Annotated in this window: 15 protein-coding genes; 5 read left to right on the top strand and 10 right to left on the bottom strand. The window is 57.3% G+C overall.

Features of this window, described 5'->3' with window-relative positions; genetic code table 11:
* Nucleotides 1–11: 11 nt before the first annotated feature.
* Nucleotides 12–437: a hypothetical protein gene (locus tag DFP90_RS22700; protein WP_147301035.1), complete on the bottom strand. Its 426-nt coding sequence runs from the start codon at nucleotides 435–437 to the stop codon at nucleotides 12–14.
* Between DFP90_RS22700 and DFP90_RS15950 the strand changes: the two genes are divergently transcribed.
* Complete coding sequence (locus tag DFP90_RS15950; protein ID WP_147301034.1) at nucleotides 403–624, top strand: hypothetical protein; 222 nt, start codon at nucleotides 403–405, stop codon at nucleotides 622–624. The two genes, DFP90_RS22700 and DFP90_RS15950, sit on opposite strands and share 35 nt — an antisense overlap.
* Nucleotides 625–863: 239 nt before the next feature.
* Here DFP90_RS15950 and DFP90_RS15945 read toward each other — a convergent pair whose 3' ends face one another.
* Genes DFP90_RS15945 through DFP90_RS15915 form a run of 7 tightly spaced genes read right to left on the bottom strand, consistent with a single transcriptional unit; the run spans nucleotide 864 to nucleotide 6,729 of the window.
* Nucleotides 864–1,790: a 2-hydroxyacid dehydrogenase gene (locus DFP90_RS15945; RefSeq protein WP_115937514.1), complete on the bottom strand. Its 927-nt coding sequence runs from the start codon at nucleotides 1,788–1,790 to the stop codon at nucleotides 864–866.
* Nucleotides 1,791–1,805: 15 nt separating this feature from the next.
* Nucleotides 1,806–2,123: a DMT family transporter gene (locus DFP90_RS15940; RefSeq protein WP_115937513.1), complete on the bottom strand. Its 318-nt coding sequence runs from the start codon at nucleotides 2,121–2,123 to the stop codon at nucleotides 1,806–1,808.
* A 15-nt stretch (nucleotides 2,124–2,138) separates the two neighbouring features.
* On the bottom strand, nucleotides 2,139–3,257 hold the full coding sequence (locus tag DFP90_RS15935) for a mandelate racemase/muconate lactonizing enzyme family protein (RefSeq protein ID WP_115937512.1): 1,119 nt from the start codon (nucleotides 3,255–3,257) through the stop codon (nucleotides 2,139–2,141).
* Nucleotides 3,258–3,278: 21 nt separating this feature from the next.
* Nucleotides 3,279–4,058 (bottom strand): SDR family oxidoreductase, encoded by a 780-nt coding sequence (locus DFP90_RS15930; RefSeq protein ID WP_115937511.1) that lies wholly within the window; start codon nucleotides 4,056–4,058, stop codon nucleotides 3,279–3,281.
* A gap of 55 nt (nucleotides 4,059–4,113) precedes the next feature.
* Nucleotides 4,114–4,887: a class II aldolase/adducin family protein gene (locus DFP90_RS15925; protein ID WP_115937510.1), complete on the bottom strand. Its 774-nt coding sequence runs from the start codon at nucleotides 4,885–4,887 to the stop codon at nucleotides 4,114–4,116.
* 31 nt (nucleotides 4,888–4,918) lie between these two features.
* Nucleotides 4,919–5,818 (bottom strand): NAD(P)-dependent oxidoreductase, encoded by a 900-nt coding sequence (locus tag DFP90_RS15920; protein ID WP_115937509.1) that lies wholly within the window; start codon nucleotides 5,816–5,818, stop codon nucleotides 4,919–4,921.
* 14 nt (nucleotides 5,819–5,832) lie between these two features.
* Nucleotides 5,833–6,729, bottom strand: coding sequence for a HalD/BesD family halogenase (locus DFP90_RS15915; RefSeq protein ID WP_115937508.1), 897 nt, complete (start codon nucleotides 6,727–6,729; stop codon nucleotides 5,833–5,835).
* A 127-nt stretch (nucleotides 6,730–6,856) separates the two neighbouring features.
* Here DFP90_RS15915 and DFP90_RS15910 point away from each other — a divergent pair, with 127 nt between their 5' ends.
* The 3 genes from DFP90_RS15910 (at nucleotide 6,857) to DFP90_RS15900 (ending at nucleotide 9,630) form a co-directional block, all read left to right on the top strand.
* Nucleotides 6,857–7,720 carry a LysR family transcriptional regulator gene (locus DFP90_RS15910; RefSeq protein WP_115937507.1) on the top strand — a complete coding sequence of 288 codons (864 nt, stop codon included), beginning with the start codon at nucleotides 6,857–6,859 and terminating at the stop codon, nucleotides 7,718–7,720.
* Nucleotides 7,717–8,799, top strand: coding sequence for a mandelate racemase/muconate lactonizing enzyme family protein (locus tag DFP90_RS15905; RefSeq protein WP_115937506.1), 1,083 nt, complete (start codon nucleotides 7,717–7,719; stop codon nucleotides 8,797–8,799). Before DFP90_RS15910 ends, DFP90_RS15905 begins: the two co-directional genes overlap by 4 nt.
* Nucleotides 8,800–8,871: 72 nt before the next feature.
* A complete protein-coding gene (locus tag DFP90_RS15900; RefSeq protein WP_115937505.1) occupies nucleotides 8,872–9,630 on the top strand; it encodes a substrate-binding periplasmic protein in 759 nt (252 codons plus the stop codon).
* A gap of 18 nt (nucleotides 9,631–9,648) precedes the next feature.
* Here the strand turns inward: DFP90_RS15900 and DFP90_RS15895 are convergent, their stop codons facing one another.
* Nucleotides 9,649–10,812: an AGE family epimerase/isomerase gene (locus DFP90_RS15895; RefSeq protein WP_115937504.1), complete on the bottom strand. Its 1,164-nt coding sequence runs from the start codon at nucleotides 10,810–10,812 to the stop codon at nucleotides 9,649–9,651.
* 279 nt (nucleotides 10,813–11,091) lie between these two features.
* Between DFP90_RS15895 and clpB the strand changes: the two genes are divergently transcribed.
* A complete protein-coding gene (gene clpB, locus DFP90_RS15890; protein ID WP_115937503.1) occupies nucleotides 11,092–13,689 on the top strand; it encodes an ATP-dependent chaperone ClpB in 2,598 nt (865 codons plus the stop codon).
* Nucleotides 13,690–13,763: 74 nt separating this feature from the next.
* Here the strand turns inward: clpB and DFP90_RS15885 are convergent, their stop codons facing one another.
* Nucleotides 13,764–14,324, bottom strand: coding sequence for a PAS domain-containing protein (locus DFP90_RS15885; RefSeq protein ID WP_115937502.1), 561 nt, complete (start codon nucleotides 14,322–14,324; stop codon nucleotides 13,764–13,766).
* Nucleotides 14,325–14,367: the final 43 nt, after the last annotated feature.

Below are 14,367 nucleotides of genomic sequence, written 5' to 3'. Positions count from 1 at the left end.
GATCTAAATGATCATTTGTAAGCCGCGCCGACGGTATAGCTGCAGCCGCTTTCACCATTGGTGTTGGCGTCGACAGTAACTGTGCCCCCGATATAGATTGCGGTTTTGCCGGTTTCGTAAGTGATGTCTGTGGTGGCAGAGGTGCCGTCTGCCGCGGCGGAGAGGGTTACGTCTCCGGCGGCTTGAGGATGGGTGCCAGTCAATGTCGTAAAGGCTAGCCCCGTATCACTGCAACCACCGTTAGTCAGGGTGAGTGTGACGGGCTCTGCATCATTGGCGATGAGAGAGATTTCACCCGGAGTGGAGGTGGACGAGGTGAGGCGGTAACCGTCGCCGCCGGCGACGGTGTAATCACTGCCTGCGGTATAGCTGCTAGGCGCCTTGGCTGGAATGGTGAATGCCGTGGCGGTATTGCTGCTGGAGGTGGAGGAAACCATCGTTCCGAAATTCAGGGCAGTGGTGCTGGAAATGGTGATCTGGATGAGTGCCTTTCCCCCAGTTGTTGCAGAGACCTCATCAGCCCAGGCAGTTGGGGATGCGGCCAGCAGTGCCGAAAGGCACAGTCCGGTTATGGAGAAACGGTTTTTCTTGAACATGGATCAGCTCCTGGAAAATATCTTTTAGCCTTCAGACCTTTCCCCGCTTCTGGGGAGAAGGAAATATTTGCTCGAGGTATCCAAGAACTGTCATTAGATGGCATTTTAGACAATTGTCACTTATGGCAATGGGGTTTGCAGGAAGGAAGAAGCTTTGGCGCTAAATATAGTTTCTTCAAGACTTTAGAGCTGCTCCTGAAACCATGTTCGTTTCCGGTTTTAAGACCGGCTGTTGCCTGGATGGCATGTTGATGACGTTTCGTAATCTCAAAAACCCCGTCTCCGGTCATAGAGAGGATACGGGGTTTCTCCCCGCTCCAGGCGGTGAATATTTTCGGCAACGATGCGGGCGGCGGAACGTGCATAGGTGGCGCCGCTCATATGCGGGGTGATATGGATCCCGTCATGCTGCCAGAGCGGAGAAGTTTCAGGCAGCGGTTCGGTTTCAAAGGCATCCAGTGCCGCGGCGGCCAGGTATCCACGATCCAGGACACCCAGCAGGGCGTCATGATCAATCACACCGCCGCGGCTGATATTGACCAGGAATGCCCCTTCTGGCAGCCGGGCCAGGAAATCATCATCGATCATGCCGGCGGTGGCCGGGGTAAGCGGTAGACAGTTGATCACCAGGTCCAGGCCGGTGAGAAAGCCCGCAAGCGCGTCCCCGCCATGGTGACAGGCAATTTGGGGAAGATGCTTTTCACTTAAATCCCAGCCGGAAACCGCGTAGCCGTTTCCGGCGATGGTGCGGGCAACGGTCTGGCCGATCTGCCCCAGCCCGAGCACGCCGACCTGAAAGTCAGCGGGGGCGGAGGCCTGGTGGCGCTGCCAGTGTTTTTGGGGCTGTTGGGTGGCATATCGGTGATAATGGCGGTGGAAATTGAGTACCCAATAGAGGCTGTGATGGGCCATGTCGCGGGCCACGGCCGGATCAGCCAGACGTATCACAGGCACATTCGGCAGGTCGGGGTCCCTGGTCAGATGTTCGACACCTGCACCGAGGGATAGGATCGCCCGGAGGTTTGGATAGCGCTGCAGGTCGCCATCCGGATGATCCCAGACCAGGGCATAGCGAATCGCCATGGGGTCGGGAATGTCGGGATAGACATGAACCGACATATCGGGCAGCAGTTGGGTGATTTCGCGCGCCCAGCACGCATTCCCATAGCCGTTATTATTGAGCAGGATCGTCATTCGGATGGCCCCTCACTATCCATAGGCGTGCAGGCCGACTACACCGATGCCGATGAAGGCGATGAAAATGAGCTTTGGCGCGGTCACGGGTTCGCCCAGGAAAAGGATTCCGAGTACCGCGAGGCAGGCGATACCGACCCCGGACCAGATCGCGTAGGCAACGCTCATATCAATGGTTTTCATCGACAGGTTGATCAGTGCCAGGGCAATGGCAAAGAAAATGACGAACAGGACTGAGGGGACCATATGGGTGAAGCCATGGGAAAGCTTCATGCAAAAAGTGCCCGCCACCTCCGTCACGATGCCCAACAACAGGAATGTCCAACCGCTCATCTGATGGGCCTCGTGCTAAATGGAAAGATCAAAGACGGGTTCGCCCAGCACATCCCAGCGTGGGTTTATGCCAAGGCCCGGTCGGTCGGATACCATCATGCGCCCCTCGGCCACCTTGGGCGCGCCCTCGGCAATAGATCCAATATTATACCGGTTGAGGTCGGTGGCGTTCAGCATCACCGGCGGCGCCGTCGAAATGGCCAGATGGCCCAGTGCCGCGGTCACGATATCACTGCCCCAGACATCCTCGACCGTCATGGCGAGGCCCATGGAGGCGCACAGATCCCTGATCTGCCGCGCCTTGCTCAGGCCGCCCACCTTGGACACCTTGAGGCAGACCACATCCATGGCGTTTTTCTGCCAGCCATCCAACAGGGCATGCACGCTGTCGATGGTTTCATCCAGCTTGAAGGCATGGGGTGATTTTTCCCTGACCGCCAGGCATTCGGCCAGGGTCGCGCAGGGCTGTTCAATATAGACCTGGATATTGCGCACGGCCTGGATCACGGTCATTGCCTCATGCTGGGTCCAGCCCTGGTTGGAATCGGCGATGAAGGTTTCTCCCGGCTGTCTGGCACCACAGACGGCGCGTATCCGGGCGATATCCATTTCCACATGGCCGTCGCATTTGATCTGGAAATGCCTGTAGCCCTTTTCCCGATAATGGGCGGCGTTGGTCACCATGGCTTCCGGTGTATCGCTGGTAAGCGAGTGATAAAGCGGCACGCCAGTTTGCGCCCGGCCGCCCAGCAGACGCCAGACCGGTTGCCCCGTTGCCTGTCCCAGAATGTCCCAGCAGGCCACATCAATGGGCGATTTGACATAGGCATGCCCTTTAAAAAGAGCGTCCATCCGCCGGTTCAGCGGATCGATCTCGATGGCGCTCCGGCCCAACAGGTTCGGTGCCAGCTCGGCCAATCCCGGAACCACGCCACCGGCATAGGCCGGCAGATAATTCGAGCCCAGCGGGCAGGCCTCGCCATGACCGGCCAGCCCGCCATCGGTCTCGATCCGGACCACGATGCTGACCGCTTCCTTGATCACTTTTCCATGGGACATGCGATATTCGCCGCCGACCACGGGCAATCTGGCTTCATAAGCGGCGATCCGGGTGATGGTGTGGTTGTCTGACATATCAGCCTCTCTGTCCGGTATCTACGCCGGGATGCGGGGAAAAAGAGTTTCAGTGTGGCCGTCGACGCCGATGATCTGACCGGAGATATGCCGGCCATGGTCAGAAGCCAGGAAGGCAATGAGACCGGCGATTTCCTCTGGATCGACATAACATTGCATGGAGGTGCCTATGGCATAGAGGGCGCGTACTTTTTCCTCTGCGATACCATCGGCTGCGGCATGATCACGGATGACACGCTCCATTCGTTCGCCATTGACATTGCCGGGCACGATGCCGTTGACCCGGATGTTGGCAGGCCCCAGTTCCATGGCCAATGTCTTGGTAAAGCCGGTCACCGCCCATTTGGCGGCCACATAGGGCGCACGGTTTGGGAAACCCATGATCCCGGCTGCAGAGACCAGATTGATGATCACCCCGCCCTTCGCGCGTTTGAAAGCCGGTATGGCGGCGCGGGCGAAATAAAATTGGGCATTGAGGCAGATATCCTGGGTGCGCTGCCAATCCTCAATTAAGATCTGTTCAACCGGTGCGGTGGGCCCCGCGATGCCTGCGTTATTGACCAGGATATCCAGTCCGCCTGCTGTGACTTCGGCCATCAGATTGGCAACGGCGTCCGGTTCTGCCACATCGCAGGTGAATGCGTGGATGTCATCCGGCAGGCTTTCCAGTGCCGTCCCGTCTATGTCACAAGTGAAGACCTCGGCCCCCAAATCGCGAAAGGCCAGGCAGGTGGCGCGGCCCATTCCGGCCCCGCCAGCGCTGACAAAGGCGCGTTTTCCTTCAAGCGATATCCGCATCATCTCCCTCCCAACAAAAAAGGTGGCGCCTCCCTATGGGGAGAGGCGCCAGTCTCAATCACTGCCGGTAGGACGGATCTTTCTGATCCAGCAGTCGGAGCAGGGCAGGCCATTCATATTTGCCCGGCGGGAAATCGTTATATTGACGGCGGGACAGGTCCCAGATTTCTTGCGGTCCCTTGTCCAGTTCCAACCCGGTGGAATGGGCCTGGATCATCACTTTGCAGGCGCGGATCAGGTAATACATATTCATGAAGGCTTCGCCCGCCGTCTCCCCCACGGTCAGGAAACCGTGGTTACGCATGATCAGGCAGCTTTTGCCATCAATGTTTTTTGCCAGATGATCCCGCTCTTCCAGGGTGAGCGACAGGCCCTCCCAATCATGATAACCAATATCGCCATAGAGCATGGAGGTGTCCTGGATCAGATAATCCAGTCCGTCTTTGAGCGCGGTCACCGCCAGGCCCTCCGGGGCATGGGCATGAAACACCACCTTCATATCGGGATGCGCCAGATGGATTGCGCTGTGGATGACGAAGCCTGCGGTATTCACGTCGGTCGGGCCGTGCAGCACATTGCCCTGCTCATCCACCTTGATCAGGTTGGAGGCGGTGACCTCGTTATAGAGCAGGCCGAATTTATTGAGCAGGAACTGATGATCGGTGCCTGGCACCCGCATGGTGATATGGTTCCAGATCAGATCGTCATAACCGAACAGGGCGGCCAGCCGGTAAAGAGCGGCCAGTTCGACACGGGCCTCCCATTCTTCCGGCGAGATACCGCTGTTGCCCACGGCGCTCTTGAAATCTTCTGCTTTCAGTTCGCGATTCATTGTCTTCTTCTCCTAAATCCGTTTTGCGGGGTTAAGCGGTTTCCCGCTGGTCCTGTTTGCGCAGATATTGCCCATTGGCCTCTTCCAGCAGGCGCAGGGCCATCAAATGGTTTTGGTCCGGGCCGAAGGCTTTGACGGCGCGGCCATAGAGATCTTCGACCTGGGTGCATAGGGGCAGTTGCGCGCTGATCGATTGCGCCAGTTCCAGTGTCAGGCGCATGTCTTTGTGCGCCAGGCCCAGGGCAAAGCCCGGATCATAGGTGCCGTCCAGCAAAGGGGGCCCGTATCGGTCGGCCACATAGGATGTGCCGGTGCTATTCTGGATGATGGCGAGCATGGTGGCAGCGTCGACCCCGCCCTTGACACCCAGCATCAGAGCTTCGGAAAGGGCGACGGAATGCAAATAACACAGAACCACCTGGGCAATTTTGGCGACATAGCCCGCCCCATGATCGCCCAGATGCATCACATTGCCACCGATCACTTCCAGCAGAGGCTGGCAGCGTTTGAAGACCGGCAGATCACCGCCGACCATGATGGTTAAGGTGCCTTTGGCCGCGCCTTCGGTGCCGCCGCTGACCGGGGCATCGAGCATTTCAACGCCTTGTTTTTCTGCTTTTGCCCGGACCGACCGCTCTACCTCCAGGTTATTGGTGGAAAGCTCGATCCAGACCGATCCCGGTTTCATGGCCTCCAGCATGGCCGGCCCGGCCATGGCTTCAATCTGTTTCGGCCCCGGCAGTGAGGTCATCACGATATCGGTATGCTGCACCGCCTTTTCGGGGCTATCCACGAACGTGGCGCCCAATGATTGCAATTCAGTTGCCTTGGCCGGATCCAGGTCACAGACGGTGAGGTCATATCCGGCACGGGCCAGGTTCGCGGCCATGGGAGCGCCCATATTGCCCAAACCGATGAAGGTTATTTTCATGGCGGTTTCCCTTTCTAATCTGCCAGCCGGTCGGGGCGGATCGCCTCGCGCTCAAAATGGATCGGCAGGGCCCGGCCATAAAACTGCTTGGCCCGTTCCGGGCGGTTGACGCTGTCGGGATCTTTCACATAGGTCGGCAGGGCGATGATCCGCTGGCGTGGGCCTTGAACTTTGGTGACCCGGTGCATGGAGAAGCGCCCCTTGAACAGCTGCAGGTCGCCCGGTTTCAGGGGCAGTTCCCGCACCCCGTCACGCCCGCCGTTCAAAACGGACTTAACATGATCAAAATTTTCGGCCTCCGGGCTGCGGATATCCGGGCAATATTCAAAAATGCCGCCAGCCTCGGCTTCCTGGACCAGGATCGAGACGGTGAATTCATTGCCGTCAAAATGCCAGGGGAAATAGCCGCCTTCATTCATGATGGAATAAGGGTTGCGGCCCAAGGGGTCGGCCCAGCAATAGAGGGGTGCGACACCAACGCAGGCACTGATGAAATCGGTCATGCCCTGCCAGTCATAAATGGTGCGCAGATCCGAGCTTTCTTCCAGGAAATCGGAATTGATGAAGCCGCTGGTGCGTTTCTGGAAAAAGCGCCGGGGGTGATCGGCAGGCAGGGATGGATCGTCCTTGGTCATGTAGGGGGTATGGTCATCCTGGCTCCAGAAGGTCTGCGGCATCAACCGCTCGGCTTCGGCCTGCATGCGGGCAAGTGAGGCTGTCGTGACGAAATTGGAGATGACAGCACAGCCCACATCGTCCAATTCCTCCCGGCAGCGACGGATCAAAGCCTTTGTCTCGGGGTGATCGGGCTGGTGAATGGGATAGCGTTCCAGATCAATGATCTGGGAAAGGGCCGGGCGGCTGCCCGGAATGCCTGATTGGCGTTGCTCAAGGGCCAGATTGTCGCTCATGTCTGCCTCCGAATGAAAACCGAATGACTGGAGGATTCCTGATTTTCCTTTGACAAAGCAAACGAATATAATTTAACCGTAATATCGAATTTTTCAATTTTACTGAGGCGTGGTGGGGCTAAGTGCTATGAATATCGAACATATGCGTGCCTTCCTGGAAGTGACTGCCACCGGCAGTTTCCAGTTGGCAGCGGACAAGCTGCATGTGACCCAGTCCACGATCAGTGCACGGATCAAGGCGCTGGAAGATCGGTTGAACCGCCCCCTCTTCGTGCGCAAGCGCAATGGGGCGGAACTGACCGCGGGTGGCCATCATTTCCACCGTCACGCCCTTACTGCCGTACGCGCCTGGGAACGGGCCCGCCAGGAAATTGCCCTGCCGGAGGATCTGAAGGCGATTGTCAATCTGGGGGTGCAGCTCAATCACTGGGATCGGATCGCTGCGCCCTGGCTGGGCTGGATGCAGGCCCATGCACCCGATATCGCCACCCAAATCCTGTCGGAATACTCGGAACCCCTGATGCACCGATTACGTGATGGCTTGCTGGATCTGGCGATCCTCTATGACCCTCAGCAACGGGCAGAGTTGACCATTGAGCCCTATCTCACTGAAAAACTGATCCTGATTTCAACTTCGCCCCGAGTGGTGGAAAGCGGCCGGGTGACTGGCTATGTGTTTGTCGACTGGGGGGATACCTTCCGGGCACAGCATAGTCTGGCCTTTCCGGAAACACCGGCACCAAAATTATCGGTGGGGCTTGGCGCGGTGGGGTTGGAACATATCCTGAAACATGGCGGGTCCGGTTATTTCCTGGAGGAAACGGTGGCCCCATTGATTGCCCAGGGCCGCCTGCACCGGGTTGCCAATGCGCCGGAATTCGAGCGCCCCACTTATCTGGTTTATCAATCGGATCCTATTGACGCGGACCTGCAGGAAACGGCCCTGGCAGGTCTGAAAAACATTGCCGGCATCGTGGAGGAAAGCGCATGAAGATCACCAGGCTGAAGACCATTCCTGTGGATGTCCCGCTGGACAAGCCGTTGAAAACCGCCATCCATGATATCCGGTCGGTGGGATGTGTGCTGCTGCGCTTGGAAACCGATGTAGGGTTGGTGGGGGAAAGCTACATCTTCACGATTAATGCGGTACGTCTCAAGGCCTTTGACGAGATGATCAAGGGCTTTGCCCATCAGGTTGAAGGCCGGGACCCCCATTATGTGGAGGCGATCTGGCAGGCGATCTGGTCGGAGATCAATCCAACGGGTCATAAGGGGGTGACCATATCAGCGCTGACCGCCATCGATACGGCCTGCTGGGATCTGGTTGGAAAGGCGGCGGAAAAACCGTTGCATCATCTGTTCGGTGCGGTGCGTGACCGGATCTGGACCTATGCCAGTGGTGGGCTGTGGCTGCATCAAACAATCGATGAATTGCAGGCGGAGGCGCAAAGTTTCCTTGACCAGGGCTTCCGATCCATGAAGGTACGCGTTGGCAAGCCGGATGCGCGAGAGGATTTCGACCGGGTAAAAGCGGTGCGCGATGTGGTCGGGCCTGAGGTCCAGCTGATGGTGGATGCCAATCAATCCTTTGCCCCCAAGCAGGCTGTAAGACTTGGGCGGATGCTGGAAGAGCTGGATCTCTATTGGTTTGAGGAGCCGGTGCCCGCATATGATCTGGAAGGCCACGCGGAAGTGCGGACACGTCTGGATATGAATATCGCCAGCGGAGAAACCGAATATACAAAACATGGCATGAAGGCGATGATTGAGACGAAGGCCTGTGATATTCTGATGCCGGATTTGCAACGCATTGGCGGTTTGAGCGAGATGCGTCGGGTTGCTGCCCTGGCCGAAGCCCATAATATGCCGATCTCAACCCATATTTTCACCGAACACAGCCTTTCTATAGCGGGCAGCGCCAGCAATTGTATTTCGGTTGAGCATATGCCCTGGTATGCGCCGCTGTTTAATGAGGAGATGCCGGTGAAGGATGGTTATCTTCATATACCGGACAGGCCCGGCTGCGGTTTTACATTCAGTGAGTCTGCCATTCAGCGCTATATGCTCTAATCCGTTTTGCAAGGAGAAGATGATTTGTTAACTTGTTGCCGGTAACATGGCCTCAGATTTCAGGGGGGCTTTTTGCTTGATAGGTATTTTGTGCGTTTTCGTCTTTTCCCTGCATTATTCCTGATTTGGTTTTTCCCCTTTGCCGCCCTTGGCGAAGGCGATGCCTTGCGCGTGATTCCGATCGTCACGGAAGAATATCCCCCTTATGAAATGAGCCAGCCGGTCAACGGACTTAGAGGGTTTGATTATGAGGTTCTGAAAGAGGCCTTTGCCCAAATGGGATATCGCGCAGATGTACGGTTCCTGCCCTGGCGGCGGGCGTTGGCCTATGCCCGCAAGGGGGATGTGGCGGCAATCCTGACCTGTGCGCACACAGAAGATCGCGAGGAATTCATCAATTTCTCCGACCCGATCAGTCATTTTACCAGCGGTTTTTATATGCGTGCCGATTTTCAGGCCGAGAGGCCGACCTCCCTTGAAGATGTTTCCCAGGTATTGGTCGGTTCGGTCGGCGGGTATGAGAGTTTCGCCGAGTTGGAGGCCGCCGGAGCCACACCTATGGTCGCGCCGAATACGCAAAGTGCGGTCAAGATGCTGCAGATGGCGCGTTTCAACTATCTCTATCTCGGTCGGGAAACAACGGATTTTGTCATCAAGCAATTGGGGCTTGAAAAGGCATTCCGTTTCCAGCCGATTAAGACGGCCCCCTTCTATCTCTGCTTTTCCCGCAAATTCCGTGGTTCGGATAAGTTGCGGCAGGAATTCAATCAGGCGCTTCGCTTGATGCGTGCCGACGGCCGCTACGAAGCCATTCACGACAAATACCGCTGAGGGGCCTTATTCTCTGGCTCAGGCCTTGGATTGGGCTTCGCGGAGGACCAGATAGGCCATCATCAGATGATACATGCTGCTGGCCGGGATAAAGTCGCTGGTCACGGTGAGGTCTTGGGCCAGATGTTCGTGCCAGCGGCCGTCATGCTGCAGATAGTGGTCCATCAGGAAAGCCAGGCCGTCGGCGAGACGTTCCTGTCGCTGAACGGGGGCCAAGGACGGCAGGGTTGAAACGGCCTTCAAATACTCTGTGACCGGCCATAGGCGCATGGCCTTGTCTTGAACTGCCCCGGTTATGTTCAACTGGTTATAGATACCCCCGGTCTGTGGATCCATGCCGGTGCGTTCTGTCCATTCAAAAACAGCCTGCCGCTTTTCCTCCAGGCCGCCTGAAGGGCCGGCAAGCCGGGCGATCTCACCGATCAGCCAGCTCCATTCAAACTGGTGGCCGGGTTCTACCAAGTCGCCTCTTTCCGGACAGGGCGCACCATTTTCATCAAAATATTCGCGGATGAGGCCGGTTTGCGCATCCATCAGTTGGCTGACGGTCAATTGGGCCATGGTAAGGATGCGTAAGCGCCATCGCGGATCATGGTCAGATGCCTCCAGGGCCAGATAAGCCTCCAACAAGTGCATGTGCGGGTTTTGTCGAAGCGCGCGATCCTGGATCTGCCAGTCCTCACTGGCTTCAAAGGCGAACCAGCCGCTGTCCAGTTTCAATTTCTCTTGCAATAAGTCGTCGGTCTTCCGGGCCAATTCGATGGCTTCTTCGACTTCAAAAACCCGGTTGAAATGGGCCAGGCCAAATAACAGGAAGGCATGGCCATATAGATCCTTGCGCCTGTCCTTGGGACTGCCATCGGCATGGATGCTGAAAAACCAGCCACCGTGGGTTTCATCCCAGAATTTTGATGTCAGTGTTTCGTAAAGGCATTTGGCGTGATGTGCATCAACCGGGTTGCGCCACATTTTAAAGGCACAACTGAAGACAAACAGCTGGCGTGAGAGGTTCATCAGCCGATGAAAATCCTGAACCGGTGCCAGGCTGTCACTATCCAGCCGTTCATGGCAGCCAATGCCATCTCGCCAACCGTACCCGCGCCATAACGGCAGCATGCCTTCGCGGATATACTCTTCAAATGCATGGAAATGGGCGCGCAGATGGTCGGATGCGGTTTGCACGGAACTTACCCTTGTTCATGGCTGGAGATGTCAAAGCGCCTCTTTCAACCATATTCATCGGGGGATTTAAAGGGGGGGTGGATATTTTCAGGCAAGTGGCTCTAATTGCGACAGAATTTCGCAGTCCGAAAAGCTTGTAAAATGCGGGATAATACCCAAATCTTTTATATGTCGGGTTGCCGAATGCCCGGATGCCTATGGAGGGTCCGGAATTTGCGGTAACATGGATTGTCTCTAGCTGTCCCGCCGCTTAACGGGGGGCTTAAAGAGGATTAAAACATGAATTTTGAAAAATACACGGACCGCAGCCGTGGCTTCATCCAGTCCGCCCAGGGGCTGGCCATGCGCTCGGATCACCAGCGTTTTACCACTGAACATCTGCTGAAAACCCTGCTGGACGACCAGGAAGGCCTGGCCGCCGGCCTGATCCAGCGCGCGGGCGGGGACCCGAAACGGGTTTTGGAAGCAACCGAGCGGGAATTGGGCAAACTGCCCAAGGTGCAGGGTGCCGGAGCCGGTCAGTTGCACCTGGATCCCGGCATGGCGAAGCTGTTTGACCAGGCGGAACAGCTGGCGGAAAAGGCCGGAGACAGTTTTGTCACGGCGGAACGTCTGTTGCTGGCGCTGGCCATGCTGCCAGACATTGCGTCTGGCCGGATCCTGAAGGATGCCGGTGTTGCGCCGCAGGGGCTGAATGCCGCGATCAATGAGTTGCGCAAGGGCCGCACGGCAGACAGCGCCGGGGCGGAGGATAAATATGACGCGCTCAACAAATATGCCCGGGATCTGACCGAGGCGGCCCGGAGCGGCAAGCTGGATCCGGTGGTCGGCCGGGATGAGGAAATACGGCGCACCATCCAGGTGCTCTCGCGCCGGACCAAGAATAACCCGGTCCTGATCGGGGAGCCGGGGGTCGGCAAGACCGCGATCATCGAAGGGTTGGCTTTGCGCATCGTCAATGGTGATGTACCGGAAAACCTGGTTGATAAGAAGCTGATGAGCCTGGATCTGGGGGCCATGGTCGCCGGGTCGAAATTCCGTGGTGAATTCGAAGAACGGCTGAAGGCGGTCCTGGAAGAGATCGCCGCCGCCGAAGGTCAGATCATCTGCTTCATAGATGAATTGCATACCCTGGTCGGGGCCGGTGCGGCGGAAGGCTCGATGGATGCCTCCAATATGCTGAAACCCGCCCTGGCGCGGGGTGAGCTGCATTGCGTCGGCGCGACAACCTTGGATGAATATCGCAAGCATATTGAAAAGGATGCGGCGCTGGCCCGGCGGTTCCAGACGGTATTCGTCGCCGAACCGACGGTGGAGGATACGATCTCGATCCTGCGCGGCCTGAAGGAAAAATACGAGCTGCATCACGGTATCCGGATCACCGACAGCGCCATTGTCTCTGCCGCGACCCTCTCTAACCGCTATATCACTGACCGGTTCCTGCCCGATAAGGCGATTGACCTGGTGGATGAGGCAGCAAGCCGTTTGCGCATGGAGGTGGATTCCAAACCGGAAGAAATCGAACAGCTGGATCGCCGGATCATTCAGCTGAAGATCGAGCGCGAAGCCTTGAAAAAAGAGACCGATCGCGGTTCCAAGGATCGGCTTGAAAAACTTGAGGAAGAGCTGAGCGATCTGGAAGCCAAATCCAACAAACTGACCACGGCCTGGCAGTCGGAAAAGGACAGTCTGCATTCCGCCCAGGATCTGAAAGAAAAGCTGGATTCGGCACGGATCGAGCTGGAGCGTGCCCAGCGTGACGGTCAGTTCGAGCGTGCCGGTGAGTTGGCCTATGGCATCATTCCGGATCTGGAGAAAAAACTGACGGAAGCGGAAGAATCCGAAGCTGGTGCCATGATCCGAGAAGAAGTACGCGATGATGATGTCGCCGCGGTGGTTTCCCGCTGGACCGGCATTCCGGTGGATAAGATGCTGGAAGGCGAACGGGAGAAACTGCTTCAGATGGAGGCCGGACTGGGGGCGCGCGTGATCGGCCAGGAAGAGGCGATTGTGGCGGTTTCCAACGCGGTGCGCCGTGCGCGTGCCGGATTGCAGGATCCGCACCGCCCGATCGGCTCTTTCATGTTCCTTGGCCCTACTGGCGTCGGCAAGACCGAGTTGACCAAGGCGCTGGCCGAGTTCCTGTTTGATGATGAACAGGCCATGGTCCGGATTGATATGTCGGAATATATGGAGAAACATTCCGTTTCCCGTCTGATCGGCGCGCCTCCCGGCTATGTCGGTTATGATGAGGGGGGCGCGCTGACCGAAGCGGTCCGGCGCAGGCCTTATCAGGTGGTGCTGTTCGATGAGGTGGAAAAAGCCCATCCGGATGTCTTTAACGTGCTGCTTCAAGTCTTGGATGACGGCCGTCTGACCGATGGCCAGGGCCGGACCATTGATTTCCGCAATGTGCTGATCATCATGACATCGAACCTTGGCGCGGAATTCCTGGCCAATCAGGCCGATGGCGAGGATGTGGAGGCGGTCCGGCCGCAGGTGATGGATGTGGTGCGGGCAGCCTTCCGCCCTGAATTCCTGAACCGGCTGGATGAGATCCTGCTGTTCCGCCGCTTGACCCGGGATAATATGGCCGGGATCGTGGATATTCAATTGGGCCATCTTAAAGGCCTGCTGGAAGACCGGAAGATCAGCCTGGATGTGGATGAACAGGCCCTGATCTGGATCGCGGATCACGGCTATGATCCGGTCTATGGGGCCCGTCCGTTGAAACGGGTGATCCAGAAGCAGCTGCAAAACCCCCTGGCGACCCAGATTCTGGATGGTCAGGTGAATGATGGCAGTACGGTCCGTGTCTCCGTTGAAGAAGGGCGTCTGGCCATCAATGGCCAGCAGATCAAGGCGGAAGCGGCCTGATTGGCGCATTCAATGTAGAAAAGAATGCGGAGGGGCCGCGGCATTACCGCGGCCCTTGCCGTACATACGCCGGTTTAATCGGGGATCCCGGCGCCGATATCGATATAATGCCGGTCACTGACGTTATAGAGGCGTGCCGGATCTTGTTCCCAGAAAGCCGGCAGGTCGCGCCACTCCATCGGTGTGCTGTGGCAGATCAGCAGTTTGCGGCCATGCTGGCGGTCGGTCATGGGAAAGCCGATGGTTTCTGACAGCGTTTCAACGCCCTTGTTGCTTTTCTGGACCAGCATCACCTGCATGCCACAGGGCTGATCCCACATGCGCCATAGGGCTTTTGCGGCTTCGGGACGGCGTTCGGCTTCGACAAAATCCAGATAATTTTGGCCCGTGCGGTCGCAGCCATGCATCTGCACCAGTTTGGTGCCGATCAGGCGCATGCAGATCAGATCAGGGGCCTGCAACTCCATCAGCATGATCCGCGGCAGCAGACGGGTCTCATCCTCCGGGCGGAAACTCTGTCGGTCCGGCATCAGGCCTTCTTTGGGCAGCCGCAGCCAGAAATGTGCAAATGCAATTGTCTCCGAACGGAGATCCCGGCCGGTCAGACCCGGTATGTCTGTCATGGTGCTGGTCATGCGGATGCCGCCAATTGTCGAATTGGTTTGGCTTAAGCATGCT

It is taken from the genome of Aestuariispira insulae (assembly GCF_003385955.1).
In the GTDB taxonomy this organism is placed as follows: domain Bacteria; phylum Pseudomonadota; class Alphaproteobacteria; order UBA8366; family Aestuariispiraceae; genus Aestuariispira; species Aestuariispira insulae.
This window is presented reverse-complemented; position numbering and strand designations above follow the sequence as displayed.

Bases quoted from the DNA above. Each gene is read 5' to 3' on its own strand.
- DFP90_RS15925 (WP_115937510.1), bottom strand. From the start codon at position 4,887: ATGAATCGCGAACTGAAAGCAGAAGATTTCAAGAGCGCCGTGGGCAAC.
- DFP90_RS15930 (WP_115937511.1), bottom strand. From the start codon at position 4,058: ATGATGCGGATATCGCTTGAAGGAAAACGCGCCTTTGTCAGCGCTGGC.
- DFP90_RS15910 (WP_115937507.1), top strand. From the start codon at position 6,857: ATGAATATCGAACATATGCGTGCCTTCCTGGAAGTGACTGCCACCGGC.
- DFP90_RS15920 (WP_115937509.1), bottom strand. From the start codon at position 5,818: ATGAAAATAACCTTCATCGGTTTGGGCAATATGGGCGCTCCCATGGCC.
- DFP90_RS15940 (WP_115937513.1), bottom strand. From the start codon at position 2,123: ATGAGCGGTTGGACATTCCTGTTGTTGGGCATCGTGACGGAGGTGGCG.
- clpB (WP_115937503.1), top strand. From the start codon at position 11,092: ATGAATTTTGAAAAATACACGGACCGCAGCCGTGGCTTCATCCAGTCC.
- DFP90_RS15905 (WP_115937506.1), top strand. From the start codon at position 7,717: ATGAAGATCACCAGGCTGAAGACCATTCCTGTGGATGTCCCGCTGGAC.
- DFP90_RS15945 (WP_115937514.1), bottom strand. From the start codon at position 1,790: ATGACGATCCTGCTCAATAATAACGGCTATGGGAATGCGTGCTGGGCG.
- DFP90_RS22700 (WP_147301035.1), bottom strand. From the start codon at position 437: ATGGTTTCCTCCACCTCCAGCAGCAATACCGCCACGGCATTCACCATT.
- DFP90_RS15915 (WP_115937508.1), bottom strand. From the start codon at position 6,729: ATGAGCGACAATCTGGCCCTTGAGCAACGCCAATCAGGCATTCCGGGC.
- DFP90_RS15935 (WP_115937512.1), bottom strand. From the start codon at position 3,257: ATGTCAGACAACCACACCATCACCCGGATCGCCGCTTATGAAGCCAGA.
- DFP90_RS15885 (WP_115937502.1), bottom strand. From the start codon at position 14,324: ATGACCAGCACCATGACAGACATACCGGGTCTGACCGGCCGGGATCTC.